The organism is Bacillus cereus group sp. MYBK5-2, assembly GCF_051915685.1.
Classification (GTDB): Bacteria; Bacillota; Bacilli; order Bacillales; family Bacillaceae_G; genus Bacillus_A; species Bacillus_A cereus.
In genome coordinates this window covers 328073-340903 of record NZ_JBQAFE010000001.1, presented here as the reverse complement: position 1 = coordinate 340903, position 12831 = coordinate 328073, and the positions used below count along the sequence as shown (strand labels likewise).

Genomic DNA, 12831 nt, shown 5'->3' with positions numbered 1-12831 from the left:
GAACTATTTTTCGACAAATTTTACAAAAGATTTATTTAATTTACAAGCTTTCAAACTATAATACAAAATAATAATTTTACACCTTCTACAAATGCACTCTATAATGTTAGAGAGAGAAAACAGAAAATATCGACATTTGATTGGCATGTAAAATGGATTCATTTGAATAGGAGTGATTGGATGGAAGTGCAAACAGAAACATACCGCGCAGCTATGAATGGAACATTAGAACGTCATTTTTCAGATATGATTGCTGTTATACCAACTAGAATTACAATTGAGCAGTTAAAACAACGGCTAGAAAATATCGCTACTAAAGTTGATGAGTTAAAAATTGTTTATAGTGATGAGACAAGCCTTATTGTTGAGTTACATATGGATGAAACAATCATACCGTATGAACTGCATATTGATGAGGCGAATGACCCAGAAGAATATAAAATGTACAATAGACAAGATTCTACAATTGTAGATCGTAATTTTGAAGATGCGGCTTTCGGTACTGAAATTTTCACTCGTACGCTATTTGTAGGCGATGTACTCGACTGCTTTTTCCAGCAAATACAATTTTTATGGAACCTCGCCCCAGATTTGTTATTTGTAATCGATTCAAGTGCAGCAATGAAAGTGATATCTAGAAACTATATTGAATATCACGTTGAAAATGAATTATTACCTGACATTCCTGACTTATACGTTATTCATTCCGTTTATGAAGACGATAAAGAAGGCGAGCCTACGCAATATTGGTTTCATACACACGGCCTTTTAAGAGCGGGCGTAACTGAAATAGAGTTAATTATTCCAAATCGTATTTCTTCCTACTACGGCATTGGCGATCTCTTTCAAACATTTGCTAATAATGCCGTTGAGAATGGACAAGTCCCTATGAATGAGCCTATCGTTATCGCGCATAGTCAGCAAGGTTCTATACATACAGTCGCTGTTCCGTGGGAGAAAGGATTATCTTATATAGGGCATAAAACGAGTATGGACCAATTATCTTCAATCGAGGATGAAGAAGTGAAATTACAGCCAATAGATGCACAAAATACATTCTTAGGCGGAATGGATGCCCGAGATGAATACCATCAATCTCCATCCGTTCTCTTATTCAAATTTAATACTTCAGAAGAATATATTGAAAGTTTTTTCAAAGAACACGAGGAAGCTACAGGGCTCATGTTCTATAAAACAAATAGTGAAACCGATCGTATGGCTTACAATGCGAAAAATACTTTCGGGTATTTCAGCAACATTTTTCACATTGAACAATCAAATGAAGATTTTCGTTTCCTTGCTAAGTTTGGTGTCTCCTACGAAGAAGGAAAAAGTGAACATATGTGGTTTGAAATGCAAAACATTACGGAAGATTTCATTCAAGGAATACTCATTAATGAACCATATTTTATAGAGGATATGAGTGAAGGAAATAGTTATCATTTAGATTTTGATAACTTAACAGAGTGGGTTATTTATGCAGGAGATGCTATTATAAAGCCAAATAACTTATATATGTTTATTGGCGAATAAGTATTTTATATAATAAACGAAACGCCTTCAATATGATTGAAGGCGTTTCTTATAATTTATTGTGCGATTAATTCAGCATCTATTACTTTCTCCAAATGAGATAATACACGCTTTGCAGCTTCCTCACCTTGATTCATACAGTCTGGAAGTCCAGCACCAGCATAGGAGCTACCTGCCAAGTAGATACCTGGCAACTCTTTCTCCATAAATGTTGTGAGCTTTTTCATTCGCTCGTTATGGCCTACTGTATATTGAGGCATCGCTTCTTTCCAGCGACTTACGATTGTAAACTCTGGATCCTCTGTAATATCCATCGTCTTCCTTAAATCTTCTAGTACGAGCTGAACGAGTTCTTCTTCAGTTTGTTCTACAACCGCTTCATCACCAGCACGTCCAACGTAACAGCGAAGGAGTGTTTTTCCTTCTGGCGTTGTATGTGGCCATTTTTTATGCGTCCACGTACATGCTGTAATGGTGTAATCGCTATTTCGTGATACGACAAATCCTGTACCATTAATATCGCGCTGGATTGCAGACTTTTGGAAAGCAAGTGCCACATTCGCAACGGATGTGGCTGGAATATTACGGAAGAAACGAAACTGCTTGTACTGAGCAAACATGGACGGCAATACTTTATGCGAAGTTGCCACTACGATAGCGTCCGCTTCTATTTCTTTTCCGTTACTAAGAGTAATCGTATAACCATCACCCTGTTTTGCAACTTTTTCAATGCGAGTTCCCTTTATTATCGTACCTTCATGCATCTTTGCTTCGAGAGATTCTACGATAGATTCTAAACCTGTTTTCACTGTTTGGAACATTCCCTTTTTCGGTTCAGCTTTCTCTTCTTTCGGAGCGAGCGTACGCATACCGAGTGAAATACTGCGATGTTTCTGCTCAATTTGATACATTTGCGGGAATGTTGACATTAAGCTCATTTCATCAATATCCCCTGCATAAATACCCGATAGTAACGGCTCTATTAAGTTTTCAACCACTTCGTTTCCAAGACGATGTCTGAAAAATTGTCCGAGTGATTGGTCAGATACTGGCTTTGACCTCGGCATTAATAGATCAAAGCCAGCTCTTAGTTTACCAATTGGGGAGAACAGCCCGGAAAATAGAAACGGCGTAATTTGCGTTGGAATTCCCATCATTGATCCATTCGGCATTTTATGTAACCGATTGTTTACAAGGATAAATGATTGACCGGCTTGATTATTTACAAGTTCATCGCCAAGACCTAATTCTTTCACTAATCTAGCTGCACTTTCTTTTCGTGCTAAGAAAGAATCTGGTCCGCGCTCAATTGTAAATCCATCTTTTCGAACGGTTTGAATTTTTCCGCCAAGTTTACCCGATGCTTCTATAAGTAATGTATCAATCGGCAAGTTTTTTTCATGAATATTTTTTTGTAAGTTATACATTGCTGTTAATCCAGTGATGCCTCCGCCGATGATCACAACCTTTTTCCTCAAGCAGGCTCCCCCTTTCTTCTTACAGTACAGATTCTTTTTTCTTTAATACAACATCTGTTAAACAATCAATAAATGCGTCCGATGCATTTGGCATTTCTGGACGATAATATTTCGCGCCAATTTCATCCGTTACAACTTTACACTCAAAGTCGTTGTCATATAAAACTTCTAAATGTTCCGCAACAAATCCAACTGGTGCATATACGAATGAAGTATAACCGTGCTTTTCATTTAGTTCTCTCGTTAAATCTTGTACATCTGGACCAATCCAAGGATCTGGTGTGTTTCCTGCACTTTGCCAGCCTACTGCATAGTTTGCTACTTCAGCTCCGCGCGCGATATAATCCGCTGTTTCATTTAATTGATCTGGATATGGATCGCCCATTGCAATAATTTTCTCTGGTAAGCTATGTGCAGATACGATTAATACTGCTTTTTCACGCTCTGCATCTGACATACCGTTATATATACCTTTCACTGCATCAACCCAGTACTGGATGAATTTCGGCTCTTTATACCAGCTATCAATGCCGTGAATTGTTAAGTTTCCAAGTTTCTCAGCTTCTTCTTGTGCTCGTCCAACGTACGATTTCACGCTAAACGTAGAATAGTGAGGTGCAAGAACAAGTGCGATTGCATCTTGTATTCCGTCGTTATGCATATCTTTCACCGCATCTTCAATAAACGGTTCAATATGTTTTAAGCCAAGATACATATGGTACTCTACTTCATCTTGTACTTCATTTAAACGCTTCTCTAACTTCTTAGCTTGCTCTAATGTAATAGTAGCTAAAGGAGAAATACCACCAATTGCACGGTAACGCTCTGTTAAATCTTCCAGCATTTCAGGACTTGGCTTTCTTCCTCTGCGAATATGTGTATAGTAACGTTCAATATCTTCTTCTTTATATGGCGTTCCGTATGCCATTACAAGCAAACCAATTTTCTTTTTCATACAGCAATGCTCCTTTACTTCGCTAACTGCCCTTTAGAGTATTCATGAATAAATGTAGTTAAACGTTTTAATGTATCTGGATTTACTTCTGGGAATACACCGTGACCTAGGTTAAAGATATAACCCGGCTGTTTCATCCCTTGATCTAAAATACCTTTTACATGTTCTTCAATAACAGACCATGGTGCAAGTAAGAATGAAGGGTCCATATTACCTTGTACCGCCTTATGAACGCCCCGTGCACGTGCTTCTTCAATCGGTAAGCGCCAATCTAAGCCGACTACATCAAGCGGTAAGTCGTGCCACTCATTCACTAAGTGTGCAGCTCCTACGCCGTGCATAATCATTGGAACACCCATCTTACGAACTTCTGCAAAAATACGCTCCATTGCTGGTTTAATAAATACGCGATAATCTGCTACATTTACTGTTCCAACCCAAGAATCGAAAATTTGAACTGCTTTTGCTCCTGCGTTAATTTGCGCTTTTAAATATGTAATAACCATATCTGCTAGTTTATCCATTAAAGCGAACCAAGCTTTCGGCTCTGCATACATGAACGCTTTCGTATTATGGTAGTTACGAGATGGACCGCCTTCAATCATATAGCTCGCTAATGTAAATGGAGCTCCTGAAAAACCGATTAACGGTACGTCTAACATTTCTGTCGTTAATAAACGAATTGTATCTAGTATGTACGGTACGTCATCTTCTGGATTGATTTCCCCTAGTTTTTCTACATCTTGTAAAGAACGGATTGGGTTATCGATAACTGGGCCAATACCTGATTTAATTTCTACATCCACACCAATTGCAGGTAGTGGTGACATAATATCTTTATAAAGAATTGCTGCGTCTACGTTATATTGATCAACCGGCAACTTTGTCACGTAAGCACACAACTCTGGATTGTGTGTAATTTCAAATAAAGAATACTTTTCTTTTATCTTTCTATATTCCGGCTGCGAACGACCTGCCTGACGCATATACCATGCTGGTACATAATCAGTACGTTCCCCCCTACATGCTTTTAAAAATGTCTCATTTATAGTTCTTACCAAGACCCTTGCTCCCTTCCTTACCAATGCTTCGAATACGTTCGATATTTATCTTTTTTTACTATACAGCTTGTAAAAACAAAATGCATAATATTATGTACGTTGTTCATTAAATTGACACAAACATTCGTAAAAACGCTTACTATTTTCACAACATTCTTATTATAACACAGAGAAAAACTATGGTTTAGCTACTTTTGACTTTTCTCCTTCACGATTCGTTTGTGTATTATATGGTACAACGTAAAAGCTCGGTTTTGAAAATATGTTAATGAACTTTTCCTCATATTCTCCAGCACCATTTACAGTGCTAACATGCGTATGAATTCCATTCTCCACTCTATAGATTCGGTACATAATTCTGTTATCTGGAAGTGGCGTCCAGCTTAATTTTGCTTTAAATAAACCGAAAGGGCTAAATGATAATTTCATTTTTACATCTTCAATTTTGCGCAGCCGAATCGGAGCGCCGATTGTTTCCACACCTTCAGGCTTCATAAACTTCTCTTTATGTTCTACATTAGCCTTCGTTAAAATTTTCTTAAACAATTTTGTCGCAGATGCACTTTCTCCTTGCAACTGATGCTCCTTATCCGTACGGTCATAACCAATCCAAACAGCGCCTACTAAGTTCGGTGTATAACCAACGAACCACATATCTCTTGCTCCCTTATCGTCATTTGGCAATGAAGTTGTACCCGTTTTTCCAGCTAACGCACCGTTATATACACCAAATCTTGCTGTTCCTTCCTTCACAACTCCTTCTAACATTTTCGTCATATACCATGCTGTCTGCTTCGAGAAGATTTTTGTCTCTACTTTTGGAGATTCCCCAATGACTGCACCGTGTCTATTTAATACTTTATCAATAACGTGCGGCTCGATAATATTTCCATTTGCTAAAAATGAACGATACATTTTTACAAGATCAAATGTTGAAACGCCATTTTTCAATCCGCCAAGCGCTGTACTTAAACCAGCATCTGCAATATGAACATTTCCTTTTTCTAAATATTGCTTTCCTTCTTCTACCCCTAACTCATTTAATAAAGAAACTGCCGGTACATTTGCCGACTCTAAAATCGCATCATACATCGTCATTTCTTTTGAATACTCATGATTATAATTTCGAGGTTCATACCCTTCAAAAGAATTTCTTTCATTCGTTAATAAAGAATACGGATTATACTTTTTCGTTTCTAGTGCTGGTGCATAAACGATAAGTGGTTTTAAAACAGATCCAGGCTGCCTTTTGGCAAAAACACGATTAAATCCTCTCGGGACGTACTTTCTTCCCCCAATCGCCGCTTTAATCCCTCCCGTACGATTATCCATTAATAAGAAAGCACCTTGCGCCCCCTCTTCTTTCCCAGGGAAATTCCTTACATCTTGAAACTGGTTATATGCTACCTTTTGAATCTTTTCATCCATAGGTACGACAAACGTATATCCTCCGCGAAGTACTTCTTGATGAGACAATCCGTATAAACGAGCGGCTTCATCTATGACCATATCAATATACGGCATATATGCAAGCTCATTCTCATCTAAATTTTTATATAGAGCAATTGTCTTCCCTTGATAACGAACGCTTTCTTCTGCAGTCAAATAGCCTTGTTTATGCATAAGTGACAACACTAGATCACGGCGTTCCTTACTCTTCTCTGCAGAATAGTACGGTGAATATCCGTTTGGTGACTTCGGAAGGCCTGCAAGCATTGCCCCTTCCTCTACTGTTAAATCCTCAACATTTTTATTAAAATACAACTTTGCTGCCGCTTGAATGCCGTAAGCCCCATGACCAAAATAAATATGATTCATATACATTTCAAGAATTTGTTGCTTCGTATATTTTTGCTCTAATTGAAGAGAAATTGCGACTTCCTTCAATTTGCGCGTAAATGTTTTTTCACGAGTTAAAAAGACGTTTTTAGCGAGTTGCTGCGTAATGGTACTACCGCCCTCTACCTTCTCTCTAGCTAACGTATCTTTATAAAGAGCACGGAATATAGACGGATAATCAATCCCTTGATGCTCATAAAAACGAGAATCTTCCACCGCAACAAACGCCTGCTGCACATACTTCGGAATTTGCTCGATTGGTACGAGCTCTCTATTTTCTACGTATAATTTCGTAATTTCTTTCCCTTTCTGGTCAACGATACGTGATGAAGAGTGGAAAACGAGCTGCTTTTCATCCATCATATAGCCACCAGCTAACACGATAAGTTTATAGATTACAATCGCTACTACGAACGTTGCGACGCCGCCTAATAAAGTCCACTTTACTTTCTTCATACATCGTCCTTCTTTCCAAATGATGGTACATTTATTATTTGAAAAAGAAGTATCTTTATGTATATAATCTTCGAAGTTTTTTAAGAGAGTTGATATAATAGAAACAAACTATTAAGGGGGCATTAAAATGAAGGCTATTATTTCATACGAAACACCTCTAGAACAAGCACATTTCACTGCAAAAAATGATGAAAAAAATATGTTTTATAAAGAAAATACAGAAGAATCTGTAGAAGGCTCACTTCAGTATGACGTACTAGATGCTGTCGGTGAATTTAAAGGACAACCTGGCTATATCGTTTGTAACAACATTTCTGTCACAGACGAAGGTCGCCCAGTATTCGAAAACCGCTTTAAAAACCGCGCAGGCCTTATTGAAAACGAACCAGGATTCCAAGCGATCCGTGTTCTACGCCCATTAAGTAACGATACATACGTCATCTTAACGATGTGGGAAACAGAGCAAAACTTTAAAGACTGGACAGAATCACGTTCATTCGAAAACGCTCATAAAAAACGTCCCACGCAAGCAGAAGGACAAGCTCCAGCGCATCCACATGCGGAACAGCAAAAGAGTATTTTCTCTCGTCCATCTTTTGTGACTACTTTTGATGTGTTAGTTTAATTAAAACATAATACAACACTAACAGTACGTGAAATTATATTAACGATTTTCCGAATATATCTATCATATCTTTGAATATATCAATGATTTTCCGAATATATCTATCACATCTTGAAATATATCAACGATTTTCCGAATATATCTATCATATCTTGAAATATATCAACGATTCGACTAAAGATATCAATTTAATGACAAAAAGGAAACACCATTACACACCGGTGTTTCCTTTTTCTTTGTACCAATTATATATACGAAGTGAATCTTTTTTTCTCATATGCTTTACTTCATAACCGCGCCCAGCTACCGCTACAAGAGTTGTACATAATTCATCTTTTCTTTGAAAATACGATTGATTATAACCTACTGCTTGAACATGTCTTCTTCGCATTATTCCTGTATATTTCGAAAAATTACGATATACAACCGTTAGTTGATTTTCTCTTAATTCATAACCGCCACTTTTATATCTAGCATACGCAAGTAACGAAAACACGATAAATAACGGTAAAATAACAAACAACGCAATATATTGTTTAAAATATATACTCACGCTGGCAATTAGAACTGTGAGTATGATACTTATTAACCAGCCCATAATGAAATAACGACGCAACGCTGTTTTTGGTAAGTGAACGATCTCCGCTTCGATTTCATATGGTAACTCTAAATATGTGATCAGGTGCTGTACATCTTTTTTCTTCATAAATGGATGCAACATTACTTCGTTACTTGCTGCTCCAATACTTTGAATTGCTTCCACTTCAACAGCACAATAGCCAAACGGCTGGCGAAGCATACCTTCTTTTACAGTAATCGCTTGAATGCGGTGCAATTTTAAGACAAACTCTTTCTTTTCAAATAATCCTTGAACGATACGAATCTCTTCCCCTTTTCGCTCAATTTTAAAGTTTGCATATTTCAACACATATCCAGCCGTGGAAATAATCCACGAAATTGCCATTAAAATTAATGCAATTACAATTAGTTTATAAACACCGTTTCCCATCACATACGCTTCTACTTTACTTGTGAATCCTTCAGGAAGAACAAAATCAAACTTTGTGTAAAGAAGTACTAGTCCAGAGAACACTAGTCCGAACCGACCAGATGTAATCGCTGCGGCTAAAACCTCTTTCGCTGTTAACTGATAAACCGTCTTGCTTTCTTCCTCTTCTATTTCTTCTTTTACAGTAGTTTCTTTCTTATGTAATAAAGAAATTAAATGTTTTGCCTCGTCTTCTTTAATACCAGCCAACATCACTTCTGGTTCATTACCACCACCGGCTACTTCTATATTTAACTTCATAAGTCCGAGCATTTGATAAATGATGTTAGAAGACGTACTAATATTTTGTACACGCTCTTTATTTAAATAGCTTTCCTTCTTTACAAAAACACCGTGCTTTATATGTAAAATATTATTCTCAATCCAGTACACTTTAAAATACCATTTAATTGCTGAAAAAATAGCCATGATGAATAAAACAACCAGAAGAAAAAGATAAAATAAATACCAAGGTTCCACTTGTTCATCAGGTTTAAATAAAACAAGAATAATAAGTGGCAACAAACTCGCAATCCTAATACCTAACAATATCGTAATCGGATGTTGCCTCTTATACATCCTCATCACTCACTTTCGCAAGTTCTCCAATTTGTCTTTTCAGCTGTTCTGCTTCTTCTTTCGTTAAACCTGGAATACTATGAGAAGTTGCGGCTGTTGAAATATGTAATTCTGCTAAATTATACTTTCTCATGATCGGCCCTTGCTCAATCGTTACGTGCTGCACACGGATCATCGGAATAAGTACGCGTTTTACAACGAACATTCCCTTTTGAATCTCAATCTCTTCTTCATTTAATCTGTAACTATAATAGCGCTGACGTAAATTTGGAAACACAAAATAATCAAGTGGAATAAATGTACTAGCTCCTGTTACTAACAGTCCGAACAACCAGCCCCACCAGTTAAAGTTAATCATAAAAAAGAAATACGCAATTACGACTGTTAGTATAACTGCCGCCCCAATTAAAGCGTGCATCCTCCACACTTTCAGCATATTAGAATGAATCTCCCTTTCTAAAGGCTGCATCTCATCACTCCAATTCTATGAATTTATTACTTATATATTATCAAAAAATAAGGTTTTATATACAATTTTGTAAATTTATAGTCAAATAAAAATAGTTGAATCAAAAACATATTAAAGAAACACATACCTCAGTTTTGAAAATTATGTATTATAAATATGAATTATATTGAAATAAAATAAACCTTACATGATTCATGCAAGGTTTATCGTTTTATACACAATATATTTCATTATTGTTGAGATATACTAGCATCGCTTTCAATTCGCTTTTCTTTTTGGCTTAGTTTTTTATCTTTAGATTTTTTTAATGTTAAAGTCATGCCAATAAAAATAAAAAGAATTCCTGTTATTTGCATTAAAGTTGGACGGAATCCAGTAAGTACAGTATCTAATAATATTGCCACTGCCGGATCTAAAAAAACTAATATTGAGATTGTTTTTGTAGATAAATAGCGTAAACTATCAAAAAACAGATAATATACTATCCCTGTGTGAATAAAACCAGTAGCTATAATATATGTCCAATTACTTTGAGTGAGGCCACTAAAAGCATCTAAATCTATAAATGGTATTAAAAGAAATATCCCCAAGAATGTTTGTAAAAATGTCATTGCATACGCACTCATTTTGTTAATCCCTTTACCAAATAAAGTTGTAAATGCATAAAAGAGAGCCGCAAGAAATCCCCATATCATACCTGAAGACATTAATGAGCCGACAGAGAAGCTTCCATCAATACCAGCAATTAATAAAGCTCCTGCAAAACACACAATTATTGAAATGATAGATATGAATGTTAATTTTTCTTTAAAGACGATACTTCCAATTAACAGTACAATTACTGGTGCAAGATGATAAACTGATATAGCAATTGTAACTGACATATTTTCAAAGGCTTTAAATAAGAAAACCCAATTAAATACTAAGAAAAAACCACATATTAAAACTTGAATAACTTCTTTTCGTTCCCATTTATCTTGTTTATATTGCCCTGTAAGCAACCAGCATACACTTAAAAATATTGTCGCAAAAATACACCTTACAAACACTAATTCAAACGAAGGTAAGTTTGTTTGAACCGAAAAAAATCCAACTGATCCAAAGATAACCATTGATGCTATCATCTTTAAGGCCGGTACCGTTTTCTCTTGCTTAAAACTCTTTTGAAGCAAATTAATCCCCCTCCAATAAAAACTCGGTTTATAGTGAGAAAAACACCAGCCTAAAAAAGGACAGGTGCTTTTCCTCAAAAACACTCAATTATAAATTTTTCCCAGCAGTCCAACCACCATCAATTACAAAATTAGAACCAGTAATAAAGCGGGCCTGATCAGAAATCAAGTACTCAATACATGAAACAATATCCTGCGGCAACCCCCAAGTATCTAAAGATTGATTACTTTTTATCATAGACATCAAGGCTTTATTACTAAAGTATTCTTCTGTAAGTTCGGTTCTAATAACACCGGGAGAAATGCTATTTACCCTTATATTTTGCTTCCCAAATTCCATAGCCATCTGTTTAGTCAATCCGATTAAAGCATGCTTTGATGCAACATAAGCAGCTCGCTCTGGTTCAGCCATTAATCCAGAAACTGATGCTATATTCACAATACAACCTTTTATTTTCGATTCACACCATCGCTTAGCTACTTCCCTAGAAAGGATAAATGGGGCTACTAAATTTACATCAATTACTTTTTTAAACATATCATCGGATAAATGTAAAACAGGTGTTATCTCTCGAATACCAGCTGCATTTATTAATATATCAGGAGAAAGCTTTTCTAAATCTAATTGAGTAAAAAGATTATGAATCGCTTCGCTATTACTTAAATCAATTTGCACTACTTTCAAAGGCATATCTGTTTTCATATAATCTATTAAATTATTATTATGAATATCAAGCGCTATTACATGAAATGATTTTTCTAAAAAGTATTTTATACAAGCATGACCTATACCGCTATTGGCTCCAGAAATCATAATTATTTTATTCTCTCTCATTTTGTCTCCTTATAAGAAAATGTTACTAATAAAATATCACGAAAAGCCTCCGTACTACATTCTGTTCCAAGTGGCGTTACGGCATGGAAGACCTTTTGTCCAAATACTAAAGTTTCTAAAGGCTCCTTCAAACTTATAAACTGATTAATTTCCCGAGGAGAATTAGCTATTAAATTATCTCCACCAATAGCTGTATTACTTAAATTCATAAGGTGTAAAAACACTACTGGTTCATCATCTTTATGTAACCAAATAGGTGAACTAAAAGATGGTCTTTCTTTAGTAGCTTTATATCTTACTTGATGTAAACCTATAATTAAGTCTTTACTTGTATCTATTATATTTGTTTTAAATGCAAATTCAGTATCGAAACGCACGATATTCTGAATTAAAGGATTGCATAAAAAGCTATCATTTATGCTATTGAACTGTCTAACTTTCCCGCCATCGTCATAGTTATATTCTTTAGATTGGAAGTAATCATTACTATTATCTAAAATATAATCTGGTGAATCAACATACTTTATATACCTTGAATAAGATCTAGCACGGCATTCACCGTACGCATCATCTTCCAAATTATAATAATCTAACTGTGCTTGTGTTAATAAACGATGATTCTCTTCCTCTTGTAAAAAGATTTCATTTGAGATTTCAAGGAATCCTTTAGATTCAAATTCATGTACCTTTTCTTCTATGCTAAACCCATTCATTTTACTAAGAACAAACGTCATTATAAAAACCTCCACACTATTGTATTTTTCTATCTCACCCTATGTTA

General features: G+C 35.8%; 11 protein-coding genes. 2 read left to right on the top strand and 9 right to left on the bottom strand.

What is annotated here, in order from left to right; all coding sequences use genetic code 11:
* The first annotated feature begins 180 nt into the window (after positions 1 to 180).
* Positions 181 to 1533 (top strand): DUF4026 domain-containing protein, encoded by a 1353-nt coding sequence (locus tag ACTFP3_RS01900; protein WP_326035665.1) that lies wholly within the window; start codon positions 181 to 183, stop codon positions 1531 to 1533.
* 56 nt (positions 1534 to 1589) lie between these two features.
* Here the strand turns inward: ACTFP3_RS01900 and hemY are convergent, their stop codons facing one another.
* The 4 genes from hemY to ACTFP3_RS01880 form a co-directional block, all read right to left on the bottom strand.
* Positions 1590 to 3011 (bottom strand): protoporphyrinogen oxidase, encoded by a 1422-nt coding sequence (gene hemY / locus ACTFP3_RS01895; protein WP_139849527.1) that lies wholly within the window; start codon positions 3009 to 3011, stop codon positions 1590 to 1592.
* Between the two features lie 19 nt (positions 3012 to 3030).
* Positions 3031 to 3966: a ferrochelatase gene (hemH, locus tag ACTFP3_RS01890; RefSeq protein WP_000726775.1), complete on the bottom strand. Its 936-nt coding sequence runs from the start codon at positions 3964 to 3966 to the stop codon at positions 3031 to 3033.
* Positions 3967 to 3980: 14 nt separating this feature from the next.
* Positions 3981 to 5027 carry a uroporphyrinogen decarboxylase gene (hemE, locus tag ACTFP3_RS01885; RefSeq protein ID WP_000252605.1) on the bottom strand — a complete coding sequence of 349 codons (1047 nt, stop codon included), beginning with the start codon at positions 5025 to 5027 and terminating at the stop codon, positions 3981 to 3983.
* A 177-nt stretch (positions 5028 to 5204) separates the two neighbouring features.
* A complete protein-coding gene (locus tag ACTFP3_RS01880) occupies positions 5205 to 7322 on the bottom strand; it encodes a transglycosylase domain-containing protein (protein ID WP_440009196.1) in 2118 nt (705 codons plus the stop codon).
* 127 nt (positions 7323 to 7449) lie between these two features.
* Here ACTFP3_RS01880 and hmoB point away from each other — a divergent pair, with 127 nt between their 5' ends.
* A complete protein-coding gene (gene hmoB, locus ACTFP3_RS01875) occupies positions 7450 to 7947 on the top strand; it encodes a heme-degrading monooxygenase HmoB (protein WP_000644062.1) in 498 nt (165 codons plus the stop codon).
* Between the two features lie 211 nt (positions 7948 to 8158).
* On the opposite strand, the gene ACTFP3_RS01870 is transcribed toward hmoB, so the two are convergent.
* The 5 genes from ACTFP3_RS01870 to ACTFP3_RS01850 form a co-directional block, all read right to left on the bottom strand.
* Positions 8159 to 9574 carry a PH domain-containing protein gene (locus ACTFP3_RS01870; protein ID WP_000278131.1) on the bottom strand — a complete coding sequence of 472 codons (1416 nt, stop codon included), beginning with the start codon at positions 9572 to 9574 and terminating at the stop codon, positions 8159 to 8161.
* Positions 9567 to 10043, bottom strand: coding sequence for a PH domain-containing protein (locus tag ACTFP3_RS01865; protein WP_326035667.1), 477 nt, complete (start codon positions 10041 to 10043; stop codon positions 9567 to 9569). The genes ACTFP3_RS01870 and ACTFP3_RS01865 overlap by 8 nt, the downstream gene beginning before the upstream one ends.
* Positions 10044 to 10273: 230 nt before the next feature.
* A complete protein-coding gene (locus ACTFP3_RS01860) occupies positions 10274 to 11215 on the bottom strand; it encodes a DMT family transporter (RefSeq protein ID WP_000939625.1) in 942 nt (313 codons plus the stop codon).
* An 88-nt stretch (positions 11216 to 11303) separates the two neighbouring features.
* Positions 11304 to 12050, bottom strand: coding sequence for an SDR family NAD(P)-dependent oxidoreductase (locus ACTFP3_RS01855; protein ID WP_001208938.1), 747 nt, complete (start codon positions 12048 to 12050; stop codon positions 11304 to 11306).
* Positions 12047 to 12784 carry a 2OG-Fe dioxygenase family protein gene (locus ACTFP3_RS01850; RefSeq protein ID WP_000144813.1) on the bottom strand — a complete coding sequence of 246 codons (738 nt, stop codon included), beginning with the start codon at positions 12782 to 12784 and terminating at the stop codon, positions 12047 to 12049. The genes ACTFP3_RS01855 and ACTFP3_RS01850 overlap by 4 nt, the downstream gene beginning before the upstream one ends.
* Positions 12785 to 12831 lie beyond the last annotated feature (47 nt).